Here is a 14,625-nt window from a genome sequence, read left to right as displayed (position 1 = left end):
TTGCGGAGCAAAGATAGTGCAGGGCGAGGGCGGCGCCAAATTTATTTGAGCTCCTTTTTACGGGAACCGTGCGCCGGTGCATACGGCTCCCGCTTCGGGCGTCGTCCGGGTCGGCCGGTCGGCACCCCGTTAAAAACGGGGTTTATCGGTGATAACGATGGCGGAAAATCAAAAATTTACTATCTTTGTAATTCTTACAAGGAAAGACTATGGATCTGAAAACATTCAATCCCAACGGGGTGGGGGTGGACAACGGCGCTTATTACGGTTTGCCGTTCACGCCCGAGGAGGCTGCGCTGGTGCTTGTTTCCGCACCCTGGGACGTGACCGTATCCTACGGTGCCGGAACGGCTTTGGCGCCGGATGCCCTGATCGAAGCCTCCACACAGCTCGATCTTTACGATGCTTCGGCGCCGGGAGCCTGGCTCGGAGGCATCGCTACGGCCGACATCGACTATTCGCTGCAGGAGGAGTCCCGCAAGCTGCGGGCCGATGCCGAACGGGTGATCGAACATCTCGAAGAGGGCGGAGCGCCGGACGACGAACGTATCGAGCGCCGTCTGCGCCGTATCAACGAAGGCTGTGCAGCCATGAACGACAATATTTACCGTCAGGCCCGCCAGTGGCTCTCGCAAGGTAAGGTCGTAGGGCTGGTCGGAGGCGACCATTCGACGCCGTACGGTTTGATCCGTGCCGTTGCCGAGAAGGAAGGTTCGCTGGGAATTCTCCATATTGATGCCCATTGCGACCTGCGTGAGGCGTACGAGGGATTCGAATTTTCGCACGCTTCGATCATGTTCAACGTACTGCGCGACCTGCCGCAGGTGAGCAAGCTCGTGCAGGTCGGCGTGCGGGATTATTGCGATGCCGAGGCCGAAAGGGCCGCTTCGGACGGGCGGATCGCTATGTTCGATTCGCGCTCGCTCGCTCGCGCCGGATTCGCGGGAACGACCTGGGCCGAAAGCTGCCGCCGCATCGTGGACGAGCTGCCCGAGGTGGTTTATATCAGTTTCGACATCGACGGACTCACCATCGAACATTGTCCTCATACGGGCACTCCCGTTCCGGGCGGCATCACTTTTGAACAGGTGGTTTACCTGATGGAGTGCGTGGCCGATTCGGGCCGCCGCATCGCCGGGTTCGACCTGGTGGAGGTCGTTCCCTGCCCGGAAGATAAGATCGACGCGGTCGTAGGAGCCCGCGTGCTCTACAAATTGTGCGGCCTGGCCTTGCGGACTTCGTCGGCAGGAAGAGGTTGATTCCGACAGGGCGTGAATTCTGCCGGGGAAGACGGTTTATTTTGGATTACGAATATAAATATGAATAGACAATGAGGCTTTTTTCCATGTACCGCTGGGTCCGGCAACATTATCAGTTTCAGTTGCGGGGGCGTCGTTTTCTGGAGGCTCCCTGGTCGGGCGGACTGGTGTTGCTCTTCAGTGTCGCCGTTGCGATGCTGCTGGCCAATCTTCCCTGGACGGCGGAGTATTACCAGCGGGTGCTCAACATCGACATCGCTTTGGTGGTGCGTGGTCCCGGCAGTCTGATCGACTGGATGTTTCCCCGGGGCCTGACCCTCCAGACCTTCGTCAATGACGGGTTGATGGTGGTGTTCTTCTTTTTGATCGGTCTCGAGATCAAACGCGAAATCGTCATCGGACAGCTCTCTTCCGTCAGGAAGGCGATTCTGCCCGTGTTGGCGGCTTTGGGCGGTATGGTGGTGCCTGCATTGATCTATTTTTCGTTCAACGCGGGAACCGTCGCGGCACCCGGCTGGGGAATCCCTACGGCGACGGACATTGCTTTCGCCATCGGCATCCTTTCGATATTCAGTGATCGGGTGCCTATTTCGCTCAAAATTTTCCTGACGGCCCTGGCCGTGGCGGACGACTTGGGGGCGATTCTGGTGATCGCGCTGTTTTACGGCGAGGAGGTCAATCTGTTGCTGCTTGCGATTGCGATCCTGATCCTCGTAGGCATCTATTTCCTGAATAAAGTGGGCGAAACCCGCATTATGTTCTATCTGGTACCGGCTTTCGTCGTCTGGGCCCTGTTTTATTATTCGGGAATCCATTCCACGCTGTCGGGCGTGGTGATCGCCATGTTCATCCCGATGAAACCCCGTTATAGCAAGGAGTATTTCGCGCGGAAGATGAGCGGTTTGTCCGATGCGCTGCTGAAAGCCGAGTGCCGGGCCGACGATTTTCCGAACGAGGAGCACAGGTACTACCTGCGGATGATGTCCTCGCTGGCGACCGATTCGGTAGGGATGAGCTTCCGTCTCGAACATCTGCTGGCTCCGTACGTAACATTTTTGATTATGCCTATTTTCGCATTCGCCAATGCGGGTGTCTCGATCGATTCGCTGGAGTACTTCCGAATCTTCCACGTTACGCCGCAGGCCGGTGCGGTCGGCACGGGCATCTTCTTCGGATTGCTCGTGGGCAAGCCGCTCGGTATTTTCCTGGCCAGTTGGCTCGCCGTGAAGACGAAGCTGGCCGAAATGCCCGAGGGAGCCGGCTGGAAGATGCTTTTCGCGGTGGCTTGCCTGGGCGGTATCGGGTTCACCATGTCGATTTTCGTCGATACGCTGGCCTTTGCCGATGCCGAGATCGTCAGCCGGGGCAAGATCGCCATTCTGATGGGATCGTTCGCGTCGGCCGTATTGGGTACGGTGCTGATTTTCCTCTTTTCCAAAAAAAAGACACGTATATGAAGAAATATCGGTTGATCGCCGCAGCGGGACTGTTCCTGCTGGGTGCCTGTTCCCGGGGAACGGGGAGCATGGAGTTGCGTAACGAAACGGATTCGGTCGCTTATGTGATCGGTCTGAATGTGGGATATAATTTGCAGCGGATGGATTCGACCCTCAACGTCGAAGCCGTGTGCCAGGCCGTGCGGGACGTATATGCCCGGACGGCCCGGATGACGCCCGACGAGGCCCGTGCGGTTTATCTGCGTTACGTGAATGTTTCGCAGCCCGAACAGATTCGGGCCTATGAAGAACAGTTTCTGGAGGATTTCCGCAAGAGCAATCGCTCCTATGCCAAGACCGATACGGGGCTGACGTACGAGGTGCTGGAGATCGGTGATGAGTCCAAGACGCCCCGAAGCGACCGGGATACGGTGGCGATCCGTTTTGTGGCCAAGACGGTCGATGGAAAGGTCGTCGAGTCTTCGTACGAACGAGGAGACACCACGCGCACGGCCGTGGGCGATCTGATGCCCGGGTTGCGGCAGAGCGTGCGGCTCGTCGGGGAAGGCGGTCGAATGAATGTATGGATACCCTCCCGCCTGGCTTACGGGGCCGAAGGCGACAAGAAATTGGGCGTGGTCCCGAACGCGACGTTGTTCTACGAGATCGAACTCGTCGATGTCCGCTGACTTCTTTTTCAAGAGGGGGCTGAAAAATAAAATCGGCTGCCCGTAAAATATTTTATATATTTGTGCAGTTATCGAAACGGAAATAACAATTTAATACATAATTATATCAACAAGATGAAAAGAACATTGTGTTTCATGGCACTGTTAGCTGGTGCCGTAATTTTCGCCTCGTGCAGCCGCAGCAACGGTTCGATCACGATGGGCAGCAAGTCGCAGTTCGACTCTTTGTCGTACGCTTTGGGTAATAACGTCGGAGCGGGACTCAACCGGATGATGTCGGATATTCCCTTCGATTTCGACGCGATGACCGAAGGTGTGACCGAAGGTGCCCTCGGAACGGCAAAAATGACGCATCCAGAGGCACTCGATACATTGCGCACGTTCTTTATGGTTACGCGTCCGGAACGCGCTCAGGCTATTGCCAAGAAGAACGCGATGACTCCCGATTCGCTGAAGACACCCGAAGAGTCGTTGGCCGATCCCGCGATGTTCGAGAGCGAGGAGGAGCGTCGGTTCATTTCGTATGCTTTCGGTATCGATCTGGGTAACAATATGCTGGGAGCAGACCTTCCGATTCAGTTGGTTTGGTTCGGTCAGGGTTTGAAAGACATTACCGGCAACGGTGAAGAAGCCCGCATGACCGAGCAGGAAGCAGTCAAATTCTTGCGGAACTGGTATTCGGTGGTTCGTCCTGCCGAGAACAAGAAAGCCAATGAAGAGTGGATCGCTTCGATCGAGAAGAAATCCGGCGTTCAGAAAACCGAATCGGGATTACTTTATAAGATCGAAAAGAAGGGCGATGAGACCCTGATGCCGACGGACTCCCGCGACCGGGTAAAAGTTTATTATACGGGAACCAATTATAAGGGGCAGGTTTTCGACAGCTCCTATTTCGAGAACAAGCCCGAAGAGATGAAGGAGTACCTCAAGCAGATAGATCCGGAAGGTTATGACAAGGACGAAGCTGTCGAGTTCGAATTGGGACAGGTGATTCCCGGCTGGACCGAAGGTTTGAAACTGATCGGCAAAGGCGGTAAGATAACGCTTTGGATTCCTGCGGAACTGGCTTATGGTCGGCAGGCGCGCGGTAAGTATATCTTGCCTAATTCGGCTCTTAAATTCGAGGTAGAGTTGGAGGATGTGATTCCTTTCGTTGAGGAAACGACCCCGGCAACAACGGATGAAGCTGCGGCTGCGACGACTCAGGCAGCGAACTCTGCTCTTCCGGTGAAGAAGTAGTCGCCTCCCGGGGACCGAAAAATAGCCGACCTTTGTAGGGTCGGCTATTTTGTTGTTTTAGAGAGCGGATGGCTTCTGCCTTCGTGCGTGAAAAATTAAAAGGGCAGGTCGTCTACTTCTGCTGCGGGAGTACTGTACGATGGCTCTTCGAGCGGGGCCGCGTCGGGCATCGGCGGGATCCCGGCGTTTTGAGCGGTTTCTTTGGGTTGCAGGCGCCATGCCCGCACATCGGTATACCAGCGGCCGTTATATTCGCGGGATTCGACGTTTACCGAAACCGTATAGGTAGCCCCTTCGCGGAGTTTGGCCACGTCGCTCGGCTTGTTGAAGAACGTGACGCAGATTTTGCGTGAAAATTCCGAGGGCAGCTCGAAAACCACGTCCTGACGCTGCCATTCTCCCCGGGCGGACGTACCTTGTGTCAGGGGCAGGATTTTATATACGACACCTTCGAATTCCATAAAAACAGTAATTTTAGTAGATTACAAAAGTAATGTTTGTGCCGCAAACCCCCAAATTTTTTCCGTAAAAGTTCTTTTGTCCTGTTTCGGGCCGGACCGGATGATTGGTCGTGTACCATCTTGCGTATGCTGCCGATTCCGGTCGGCAGCTTCGGGACGGATAAAGCGGATGTCCCCTGCGCTTTTTGACGACGGTCGGAGTGTGCGGCATCCGGCGAATGCGGACCGGTGAGAATCGGGCGCCGAAGGAGAATAAAAAAGGATTCGCCCCAGGCGAATCCTTTTTTATTTTGAAGCGTCAAACGGTCCTTCGAACTATTTGGCGGCTTTCTTATCGTAGCGTTTTGCGTAACGGCTCATAAACTTATCGACGCGACCAGCGGTATCCACCAACTTCATCTTACCGGTGTAGAACGGGTGAGAGGTGTTGGAAATTTCCATCTTATACACGGGATAGGTTTCGCCGTTCACTTCGATGGTTTCTTTTGTCGAAACGGCGGACCTGCACAAAAACACGTGGTCATTCGACATGTCTTTGAATGCCACTAAACGATAATTTTCGGGATGAATACCTTTTTTCATTTCGTTTGTTTTGTTTGTAATTAGATGCTTAAGCGGAGCAAAGGTAGTAAATTTTTTCCAGTTAGCTAATTTTCCGAAGAAAAATCTTGCGATCGGGTCGGTTAGTTGTTGCGGAAAATTCCGGTGCGGCTGTTTTTCTTGCGATGCAGGGGCGTAAAACAGGGAATCGATTTGAGCGAAACGGGTTTGTGCTGGCGTCTCGAAATGAAAAAATGGGTTTTTATTTTGTGAATCCGGTCGAAATTCCTATTTTTGTGTCCGTATTCGGATTTTCCCGGATGCAAAAGGACCCATAGCTCAGTCGGTTAGAGCAGCGGACTCATAATCCGAAGGTCGTGGGATCATGCCCCTCTGGGTCCACTTGAAAGTCAGGGAGTTGCACAGTTTGTGCGACTCCTTTTTGTTTTTTCTTTGCGGTTTTATGCAAGTGTAGGCTGGCCGTGCGAGCCATGAGTGCAACAGTTGAAGTCGTTGTTTTACAGGCTTGAAGTATTCAAACGGTAAATTCGCATTGATGTTACGCGCTGCGTAGGGCTAAAAGCAGGTGTTCGAACGTTGGGATTCCGGGAAGCCCTGTCTGTTAGTATTTTGAGAAGAATCTACCGCCTGTATGGATTACCCCGATAGAGTCGCTATTTCAAATTGATTGGGTAACTTTTTGCACAAAATCATAATTTTACGTATTTTTCGAAAAATAAACCATAAAAATCCATAGAAACGATGCGAGCAAAATACCTGGGGCTGGATCTTCCGAGTCCGATCATTGTCAGCAGTTCTCCCTATACCTCCAATGTCAAGAGCGTCGAGCAGTGCGCTGCGAGCGGTGCCGGTGCCGTAGTGCTCAAATCCATATTCGAGGAGCAGATCCTGCACCATGCGGCTGCGCTGGACACCGTATCCGATTCGGCTTACGGCGATGCGGAGGTTTATTTGCAGCGTTATCTGGGCGAGGATTACAAGGCCGGATTTCTCCGGTTGGTGCAGGAGGCGCGGTCGAAGACGGAGCTTCCGGTAATCGCCAGCATCAATTGCGTGGTCGATAAAGGCGATTGGATCGAATACGCTACGGCGATGGCCGATGCCGGTGCTTCCGCGTTGGAGCTTAATATTTTCATCCAATCTACGGACATTCATGCCCAGGCTCGCGAACTGGAGTTGAACTATGCGGAGATCGTCGGTCGGGTGGCCGGTGCGGTGAAGATTCCCGTTTCGGTGAAACTGCCCATGCGCCTGACCAATGTCTTCGCCTTGTCGAGCGCTTTGCTCGGTCACGGGGCCCGGGGCGTAGTCTTTTTCAACCGTTTCTTCGAGCCGGACGTGGATGTCGAGCGGATGACTTTCGTAGAGAGTTCGCCTTACAGCGAGCCGACGGAATTGCGCAACGTCCTGCGTATGGTGGCGATCTGTTCGGCCGTGTTGCCGCAGTTGGACCTTTCTGTTTCGACGGGCGTGCACGATGGCGAGGCTGCGGTCAAAGCGCTTTTGTGCGGAGCCGAGGCAGTGCAGGTCTGCACGGCGATCCACCAGAAGGGATTCGAAGTCATTGCCGAAATGAACGAGTACATCGACCGTTGGTCCGAGCGGCAGGGTTTCGGTTCGCTCGATGAGTTCCGGGGGCGTCTGAATTTCAAGAACGACACTTCGGCCATGTTCCAGCGCGTACAGTATATGAAGTATTTCCCGTCGGAGGCGAAATAGTATTTGCCGGAATAGTTTCGGTTTTTGATAAAGAGTGGGCCGTCCAGTTGTCGGACGGCCCACTCTTTTGGATATGTGTTTTTGGGGTTAATATTCGATCTTGTCGAGAATCCCTTGCAGGTAAGCGATCGCCACGCCGTAGTTGGTCATCGGGACGTGCTGGGCGCGGGCCTGGGCGACGCGGCTCAATACGTGGCGCCGGTTGAACATACAGGCGCCGCAGTGGATTACCAGGTCGTAGGGCGTGAGGTCGGCGGGAAAGTCCGTGCCGGCAACCACATCGACCCGCAGTGCGGGTCCGATCCGTTTGCGGAGCATCGCCGGAATTTTGACCCGGCCGATGTCTTCGCCCACCGGAGCGTGCGTGCAGGCTTCGGCGATCAGCACGCGGGAGTCTTCGCGGAGCTGCCCGATGGCTGCCGCGCTCTCCACGAAGTAGTCGATGTCGCCCTTGTAACGGGCGAAGAGCACCGAGAACGAAGTTAGCAGGCTTGCGGCGGGCTTCTGCGCATAGACAGTCGAGAAAACCTGCGAGTCGGTGATAATCAGTTTCGGCGGTGCGGCCAGCGACGAGAGCGTGCCTTCGATCTGGTCGGTGGTACAGCAGACCACGCGGCACTTCTTATCGAGCAGCTCGCGGATCGTCTGGACTTGCGGCAGGATGAGGCGTCCCTTGGGGGCCTGGATATCCTGCGGCATAACGAGCATCACCACGTCGCCTGTCGAGGCGAGGCTGCCTGTGATTTCGGGCTGGTTGTAGTCTTCGGGCAGGTTGCGGATCAGGGCTTCGCGCAGGGCGTCGAGTCCCGTTCTGTCCGAGGCGCTGACCCGGAGCGGCCGTTGTCCGAAAAGCGCTTCGGCTTCCGCATCGGACATACCTGTAAACAAGTCGGCCTTGCTGCGGACGACTACGATCGGAATATGACGGGCTTCGAGGAGCCGGAACCATTCGATTTCGTCGTTCTGCGGCACGGCTCCGGAGAGGAGCAAGACGGCCAGGTCGGTCTTGTCCAGCATCTTGCGGCTTTGCTGCACACGCAGCGCTCCGAGGTCGCCTTCGTCGTCGAACCCCGGCGTGTCGATCAGTACGCAAGGTCCCAGCCCGTGTATCTCCATCGTCTTGAGTACGGGGTCGGTCGTCGTGCCCGGCGTCGCGGAAACGACGGCGCTCTGTTGGCCCGTGAGGGCGTTGATCAGCGACGACTTGCCGCTGTTGCGCCGCCCGTAGAAAGCGATATGCAGCCGTTCGGCGCGGGGAGTTTGCTCGTTCATCGTGCGAAAATTTTTAGAAACGGAAGTCCCGTTTACCCTCGGCGATCGCTGCGAGATTCTTCTCCGTGATGCGGCGCACACGTTCGTTGAGGAGCATCGGAACCTCTTTCGAAATCATCTTTTCACCCAAGGCCCGGGTTTCGGGCGATGCGTAGTCTTCGAGGTACTCCTTGAGGGTCATCAGGGCGTTGGGCGTGCAGCAGTCGGCGATCTTTCCGGTTTTCACCAGCGACATGAAGCGGTCGCCCGTGCGGCCTTCGCGGTAGCAGGCCGTGCAGAAGCTCGGCACGTAGCCCAGTTCCAGCAGCCAGCGCACCACTTCGTCCAGCGTACGGTGGTCGCTCACGTCGAATTGTGCGGAATCTTGCTCGGCATGCGTCGTTTCGGCGTAGCCGCCGACGCTGGTGCGCGAGCCGCCGCTGATCTGTGAAATGCCGATTTCCAGCACCTGTTCGCGCGAGCGCTGCGATTCGCGGGTCGAGATAATCATGCCAGTATAGGGGACGGCGATGCGGATCACGGCTACGATCTTGCGGAAGATCTCGTCCGAAATGGCATCCGGGAAGTCCTTGGTGTCGATGTCGTCCGCCGGGCAGATGCGGGGTACGCTGATGGTGTGGGGGCCGACGCCGAAGCGGGCTTCGAGGTGCTCGGCGTGCATGAGCAGTCCCGTGAAATCGTACCGGTAGGTGTTCAGACCGAACAGTACACCGATGCCTACGTCGTCGATGCCGCCTTCCATCGCGCGGTCCATCGCTTCGGTGTGGTAGGCGTAGTCGCTCTTCGGACCGGTGGGGTGGAGCGCTTCGTAAGCGGTTTTGTTGTAGGTCTCCTGAAAGAGAATGTAGGTGCCGATGCCTGCATCGCGCAGCTTGCGGTAGTTCTCGACCGTCGTAGCCGCGATATTCACGTTCACGCGGCGAATCGCTCCGTTCTTGTGATGTACGGAGTAGATGGTCTTGATTGATTCGAGAATGTACTCGATCGGATTGTTGCGCGGATCTTCGCCCGCCTCCAGCGCTAAACGCTTGTGACCCATATCCTGCAGGGCGATTACCTCGCGGCGGATTTCCTCCTGGGTGAGCTTGCGGCGCGGAATGGTTTTGTTTTTCTGGTGGTACGGGCAATATACGCAGCCGTTGATGCAGTAGTTCGACAGATAGAGCGGCGCGAACATTACGATACGGTTGCCGTAGATTTTCTCCTTGATCTGTTTGGCCAGCGTGAACATGCGTTGGTTCAGGTCTTCGAGTTCGCACTCGAGCAGCACGGCCGCTTCGCGGTGCGTGACCCCTTTGCCTTCGGCCGCTTTTTGCAGGATCGCCTCGATCAGGGGGCGGTTCGCACGATTTTCGCGGGCGTAAGCCAGCGTTTCGACGATTTCTCCGTCATGGATGAACTCCTCCGCCTTGGAGGATGCGACTTGGTACATATCTTTGTGTTTTTATAAGCTATTCTTGATAATCTCCCCGGCTCCACGAGATGTGGCGGCCGATTTCGTTGAGCTCCCGCTCCAGAGCGGCCAATCCTTCGGCAGCTTCGGCACCGAAGGCGGCCTTGCCGTCGTAGAGGTTGTATTTCGACCGTTCGTCCGGCGGCGAAAGGTTGGGCATCACCACGTTGGCACCGGCCAAAATACCCCGCATCCGGCCGTCGCCCGAGAGGGTGGCGAGCGCGGTGGTCGAAGGGATCAGTGCTGCGGGACGCATCAGCCGCAGAATCGACAGCAGGGTGAGCGTTCGTTCGACGCTTCCGGCCGGTTCGTGGCCGAAGGGGGTGTCGCGGTGCGGGATGAAAGGTCCGATACCGATCATCTGGGGTTCGAACTCCCGGATGAAAAGCAGATCCCGGACCAGATCGTCCACCGTTTGTCCCGGGCTGCCGACCATGATGCCCGTACCGGTCTGGTAGCCGATCTTTTTGAGGGTGTGCAGGCATTCGATGCGGTGATCGAGGGACATCCGGACGGGATGGAGCCAACGATAGTGATCGGGAGTGATCGTTTCATGCCGCAGCAGGTAACGGTTCGCGCCCGCTTCGAACAACGCCCGGTAGGAGGCTTCTGTCCGTTCCCCCAGCGAGAGGGTGATGGCGCAGTCGGGCCAGCGGCGACGCATCTCCCGGATCAATCCGGTCAGCAGTTCGTCGTTCAGAGCCGGGTCTTCTCCGCTCTGAAGTACGAATGTCCGGAATCCCAGCCGGTAGCCCTCTTCGCAGCAGGCCAGTACGGTTTCCGGGGTCAGACGGTAGCGTTCTGCCAGACGATTGCTGCGTCGAATGCCGCAGTAGCGGCAGTCGTTGCGGCAGTAATTGCTGATTTCGATCAGCCCCCGAACGAAAACTCCGTTTCCGAAATGCACACGGGCGACCTCGCGGGCCGCCCTGTGCAGGTATTCTCTCTCTTCGGGGGACGCATCGGTCAGCAGAAGGCGCAACTCTTCCGGGGAAAGGGTGCGGTTGCGTTTCAACTGATCGACGAGCTCTTTCATAGCCCCGTCGGATTTAGCGTTTAGCCAGTTCCTTCGCGAATTGCCGTTTACCGGCATCGTGCAGGTTGTGGGTGCTGGGACCCGTGATACATCCGCCTTCGCAGGCCATGACCTCGATGAACTTGGCCGGGGCTTTGCCCGATTTGGCATAGGCGCGGAGCAGGGATACGTTTTTCTTGTTCAGGTTGGAGACCTGGATGCCTTCGACCTGCGGCCGGTTGTTGTCCGTCAGGAAGAGCTGTACGGCGCCCATCACGCCTCCGGCCTGTGCGAAGCCGTGGGCGGCCCGGGTCGAAACGAACGGAATGGGGAACGGATCGGTGGTTGCGACTTCGATACCCAGGCCGTCGAAAATGGAGTTGATCTCCTCGAAGGTCATCACGAAATCGACGCATTCGTCGCGGCGTGCCTCCTTGCGTTTGGCTACGCACGGGCCGATGAAGACCACTTGCGCGTCGGGGTGTTTCTCCTTGGCGATCCGCGCGGCGTAATACATCGGCGATCCGGTGCTCGAAATGAAGGGCTTCATCTCGGGGATATGCTTGTTGGCCAGTTCGACCCACGAAGGACAGCAGGAGGTGGTCATGAACGCCTGTCCCTCCTCAATTTTCTCTTCGAGTTCCGCACCTTCATTGCGGATGGTTTCCATGGCGCCCTGCGCTACTTCGATCACGTCCTCGAAACCGATGGCCTTAATCGCGCCATATACTTTTTCCGTGGGGGCGTTGTATTGTCCGAGAATGGCCGGAGCGACGACGGCGACCATCTTTTCTCCTTCGCGCAGACGCTGCAGCACGTCGAACACCTGCGAAATTTCGAAGATCGCTCCGGCTGCAGCACGTCGAACACCTGCGAAATTTCGAAGATCGCTCCGAACGGACAACTGTTGATGCACTTGCCGCAGTAGATGCATTTGCTCTCATCGATATGCTCCACGCCGCGTTCGTCCTTGGTAATCGCCTTTACGGGGCAGGCCTCTTCGCACGGTACGGGCATATAGACGATGGCATGGTAGGGGCAGTTGCTGTGGCAGATGCCGCAACTGATGCAGAGATCGTGGTTGATGACCGCTTTGCCGGCACGATTGAATTCGATGGCGTTTTTCGGGCAGTTGGTGGCACAGGCCCGGGCCACGCAACCTTTGCAGAGGTTGGTGATCTCGTAGTTGGTCTGCACGCACGACGAGCAGGCTTCGTCGATTACGCAGAGAATATTGTCTTTCTGCTGCTGCCCTTTGCGCTCCAGGGCTTTGCGGGCATATTCGGACAGCGGGGTGAGTTCGTCGGTTTCGTCGGACATGTCGAAACCCATCAGCGGGAAAGATTTGTATTTCCACACGGCGCGCTCCTTGTGTACGCAGCAGCGACCCAAAACCCGTGAGGTACGGGGACTCAATTCGATCGGCAAGCGGTCGATTCGCTCGACGAGCTGGTTGTCTTTCCACAATTTGATGAGATTGGTCAGCAACTTGTGTCTGACAATCATTACGTTATTGGTAAGAGGCATGTCGGAATAATAGAATGTTAAACGAAATTTCCGTCGCAAAGATAGGTTATTACCCGTATGTTCACAAACAAATAAGTATAAAAAAGAGAGTAAATATTATTTTCGGATAATTTTGATTTTCAAATTTTATATAATATATTGCAATACACATGAACGGCATTTATGTTTTGACCATCTAATCCTAAATATTATGCTTATGAAAAAATTATTACTATATATTTTAATTGGTGGTATCTTGTTAATCGGCACTTATGGTTGTGCTAATTATGAAGAAGATTTGTTGGACGAAATTTCGCCGAAACAAATGTTAGCTACTGTTACGACCGAAATTGAGTTGGCGGATGCGGTGTATCATAGAGACACAGTCTTGGATCCGGCCGCAGAATGATCCGTACAGGCTTGAGAACTTTCAGCAGGCGTACGACAATATAGTATCGGGTGAATCGAAAATTGTCAGGGCATCTGATGAGTTTGCAGCAAGCGCGCGGAGTGTGCGAAAAGAATTCTCAGCAACTGCCAAAACGCAGTTGAAACTGAAAGCTACCCACTATGCCTTGAAAATTTTTCCAAAAACGGAAGAGGAACAACGAAGCCTTGAACTGGACGAGCAGATCAAGATCGCGTATACGCCTTTCAATTATACGTCATTACCTGATGAGGCGACCCAGAGTCTTGTGTTTTCGAAATCCCGGACACAGTTTTGCGAGGAAGATGAGGAGAGGCGTTATTCTGTGACTTACGAGGGCGGTATGATTAAGGATGGACCAGTGGAGCCTGTGACAATTATATTGCCTGTATTATATGCCGTTTGGCCTGTCGAAAAAACGTTCCCTGTTGAAATGGATTTTGAAATCCTTTATGAAGTTTTCCTCCCTAAATATATTACTCTTGGTGAGAATGGATTGAGTGCGGAGGCAATACAAATTTTGGAGCAAGAAGCCATTGCTTTGGCTTTAGATGAAGAGAGACATTTACCAGGTGGATTCCCGCGCGGAAAAGTACTATGTTACGATACTCATTTAAAGCGTTATGTACCGCTAGAGAATCTAAAAATCCGTTTTACACTGGGTTCGAATATTGAGGAGGTTTATACAGACAAAACTGGATATTATGCTATCAACAATAAATTGATCGACAACCAGGCAACGGTAAGTTTTGTTTTTCAGCACGAAAAATGGACGATTGTCAAGGGTTCTGAGGAAGGAGGACGGATAGAGGAAATAAAGGGAATTTATGGAGAATTAAGAAGTGGTAAAGATTTGAACTTTAATATTAACTCTTCTTCGGCTCCGGATCCCCGCTACGAAATTCATCGTGCAGTCAATTTTTATCATTATGGCGAACACGATTTTATAATTTCTACTTTTGTTAATAACAGAATATCAATAGTTGCATTAGCCGTTGATCCTGGTGGGTGGCAAGGCCGATTTAATTATTGGCCGACTTCTGTGGGGAGAATGCCTTTTATACAAGTTGGCAATTGTAACAGGAATAATCATCCGAGACTAATAGGAACCACTTTGCATGAATTGGGACATTATTGTCAATTTCATTTGCGTGGCGGCACATTCAGTGCGTACGATGGTACTTGGAATATATTGCTCGAAAGTTATGCTTCTTATGCCGGATGGCATATGGGAGAAGCATATTATTTAAATCAGGGTTGGAAAAAAACATCTCTAAACTCGGATATAACAGGTCAAGCAAGGCAAGAATGGGATTATCAAAATACAACCAATAATTATTATACTCCTTTGTTTGTCGATTTGGTGGATGATTACAACCAGGGTGTTGGCTATCCTTCTCGCTGCTACGATCAAATTAAGATGCCTCAATTCGTGGTGAATTTGTTTGGAGCCTATAGAACCTGGAATGATTTTGAAAGTGCACTTCGTAAGTATACAGGGTCATATTTTACAGAAAATCAAATAAATGAATTTCTTTTTTACGAGCGTAGCTGGCTTCAACGTAACGGTTATATATAAAAATGGGTT

Annotated in this window: 12 protein-coding genes, 1 tRNA gene and 1 pseudogene; 8 read left to right on the top strand and 6 right to left on the bottom strand. The window is 53.9% G+C overall.

Annotated features, from left to right (window positions below):
- The first annotated feature begins 209 nt into the window (after positions 1-209).
- The 4 genes from ALIPUT_RS11100 (at position 210) to ALIPUT_RS12200 (ending at position 4,623) form a co-directional block, all read left to right on the top strand.
- The gene (locus tag ALIPUT_RS11100; RefSeq protein ID WP_004330077.1) at positions 210-1,259 is read left to right on the top strand and encodes an agmatinase family protein; all 1,050 of its coding nucleotides are present in this window, start codon (positions 210-212) and stop codon (positions 1,257-1,259) included.
- 71 nt (positions 1,260-1,330) lie between these two features.
- Complete coding sequence (nhaA, locus tag ALIPUT_RS11095) at positions 1,331-2,716, top strand: Na+/H+ antiporter NhaA (protein ID WP_004330076.1); 1,386 nt, start codon at positions 1,331-1,333, stop codon at positions 2,714-2,716.
- Positions 2,713-3,384 (top strand): FKBP-type peptidyl-prolyl cis-trans isomerase, encoded by a 672-nt coding sequence (locus ALIPUT_RS11090; RefSeq protein ID WP_004330075.1) that lies wholly within the window; start codon positions 2,713-2,715, stop codon positions 3,382-3,384. Before nhaA ends, ALIPUT_RS11090 begins: the two co-directional genes overlap by 4 nt.
- Before the next feature lie 135 nt (positions 3,385-3,519).
- Complete coding sequence (locus ALIPUT_RS12200; protein ID WP_004330074.1) at positions 3,520-4,623, top strand: FKBP-type peptidyl-prolyl cis-trans isomerase; 1,104 nt, start codon at positions 3,520-3,522, stop codon at positions 4,621-4,623.
- 95 nt (positions 4,624-4,718) lie between these two features.
- Here ALIPUT_RS12200 and ALIPUT_RS11080 read toward each other — a convergent pair whose 3' ends face one another.
- Complete coding sequence (locus ALIPUT_RS11080) at positions 4,719-5,084, bottom strand: DUF3127 domain-containing protein (protein ID WP_004330073.1); 366 nt, start codon at positions 5,082-5,084, stop codon at positions 4,719-4,721.
- A gap of 315 nt (positions 5,085-5,399) precedes the next feature.
- The gene (locus ALIPUT_RS11075) at positions 5,400-5,666 is read right to left on the bottom strand and encodes a type B 50S ribosomal protein L31 (protein ID WP_004330071.1); all 267 of its coding nucleotides are present in this window, start codon (positions 5,664-5,666) and stop codon (positions 5,400-5,402) included.
- A gap of 286 nt (positions 5,667-5,952) precedes the next feature.
- Here ALIPUT_RS11075 and ALIPUT_RS11065 point away from each other — a divergent pair.
- Positions 5,953-6,026: transfer RNA gene (locus ALIPUT_RS11065), tRNA-Ile, on the top strand.
- A gap of 360 nt (positions 6,027-6,386) precedes the next feature.
- The gene (locus ALIPUT_RS11060) at positions 6,387-7,364 is read left to right on the top strand and encodes a dihydroorotate dehydrogenase-like protein (RefSeq protein ID WP_004330069.1); all 978 of its coding nucleotides are present in this window, start codon (positions 6,387-6,389) and stop codon (positions 7,362-7,364) included.
- A gap of 87 nt (positions 7,365-7,451) precedes the next feature.
- Here ALIPUT_RS11060 and hydF read toward each other — a convergent pair whose 3' ends face one another.
- From hydF to ALIPUT_RS11040, 4 genes and pseudogenes are all read right to left on the bottom strand, one after another.
- Entirely contained in the window at positions 7,452-8,636 is a 1,185-nt protein-coding gene (gene hydF / locus ALIPUT_RS11055) for a [FeFe] hydrogenase H-cluster maturation GTPase HydF (protein WP_004330068.1), read from the bottom strand.
- A gap of 13 nt (positions 8,637-8,649) precedes the next feature.
- Positions 8,650-10,068 carry a [FeFe] hydrogenase H-cluster radical SAM maturase HydG gene (gene hydG, locus ALIPUT_RS11050; RefSeq protein ID WP_004330067.1) on the bottom strand — a complete coding sequence of 473 codons (1,419 nt, stop codon included), beginning with the start codon at positions 10,066-10,068 and terminating at the stop codon, positions 8,650-8,652.
- 19 nt (positions 10,069-10,087) lie between these two features.
- Positions 10,088-11,125 (bottom strand): [FeFe] hydrogenase H-cluster radical SAM maturase HydE, encoded by a 1,038-nt coding sequence (gene hydE / locus ALIPUT_RS11045; protein ID WP_040293961.1) that lies wholly within the window; start codon positions 11,123-11,125, stop codon positions 10,088-10,090.
- Positions 11,126-11,138: 13 nt separating this feature from the next.
- A pseudogene (locus tag ALIPUT_RS11040) lies at positions 11,139-12,631 on the bottom strand (monomeric [FeFe] hydrogenase).
- A gap of 196 nt (positions 12,632-12,827) precedes the next feature.
- On the opposite strand from ALIPUT_RS11040, the gene ALIPUT_RS12915 reads away from it, so the two are divergent.
- Together ALIPUT_RS12915 and ALIPUT_RS11035 are read left to right on the top strand one after the other, a co-directional pair.
- A complete protein-coding gene (locus ALIPUT_RS12915) occupies positions 12,828-13,019 on the top strand; it encodes a hypothetical protein (protein WP_147554436.1) in 192 nt (63 codons plus the stop codon).
- 139 nt (positions 13,020-13,158) lie between these two features.
- Positions 13,159-14,616, top strand: a complete 1,458-nt coding sequence (locus ALIPUT_RS11035) for a hypothetical protein (protein ID WP_147554435.1) — start codon at positions 13,159-13,161, stop codon at positions 14,614-14,616.
- The last annotated feature ends 9 nt before the right edge of the window (positions 14,617-14,625 follow it).

Source organism: Alistipes putredinis DSM 17216 (assembly GCF_000154465.1).
Classification (GTDB): Bacteria; Bacteroidota; Bacteroidia; order Bacteroidales; family Rikenellaceae; genus Alistipes; species Alistipes putredinis.
This window is presented reverse-complemented; position numbering and strand designations above follow the sequence as displayed.

Excerpts from the sequence above, each read along its gene's own strand:
- ALIPUT_RS11100 (WP_004330077.1), top strand. The coding sequence starts at position 210 with ATGGATCTGAAAACATTCAATCCCAACGGGGTGGGGGTGGACAACGGC.
- nhaA (WP_004330076.1), top strand. The coding sequence starts at position 1,331 with ATGAGGCTTTTTTCCATGTACCGCTGGGTCCGGCAACATTATCAGTTT.
- ALIPUT_RS11090 (WP_004330075.1), top strand. The coding sequence starts at position 2,713 with ATGAAGAAATATCGGTTGATCGCCGCAGCGGGACTGTTCCTGCTGGGT.
- ALIPUT_RS12200 (WP_004330074.1), top strand. The coding sequence starts at position 3,520 with ATGGCACTGTTAGCTGGTGCCGTAATTTTCGCCTCGTGCAGCCGCAGC.
- ALIPUT_RS11080 (WP_004330073.1), bottom strand. The coding sequence starts at position 5,084 with ATGGAATTCGAAGGTGTCGTATATAAAATCCTGCCCCTGACACAAGGT.
- ALIPUT_RS11075 (WP_004330071.1), bottom strand. The coding sequence starts at position 5,666 with ATGAAAAAAGGTATTCATCCCGAAAATTATCGTTTAGTGGCATTCAAA.
- ALIPUT_RS11060 (WP_004330069.1), top strand. The coding sequence starts at position 6,387 with ATGCGAGCAAAATACCTGGGGCTGGATCTTCCGAGTCCGATCATTGTC.
- hydF (WP_004330068.1), bottom strand. The coding sequence starts at position 8,636 with ATGAACGAGCAAACTCCCCGCGCCGAACGGCTGCATATCGCTTTCTAC.
- hydG (WP_004330067.1), bottom strand. The coding sequence starts at position 10,068 with ATGTACCAAGTCGCATCCTCCAAGGCGGAGGAGTTCATCCATGACGGA.
- hydE (WP_040293961.1), bottom strand. The coding sequence starts at position 11,125 with ATGAAAGAGCTCGTCGATCAGTTGAAACGCAACCGCACCCTTTCCCCG.
- ALIPUT_RS12915 (WP_147554436.1), top strand. The coding sequence starts at position 12,828 with ATGAAAAAATTATTACTATATATTTTAATTGGTGGTATCTTGTTAATC.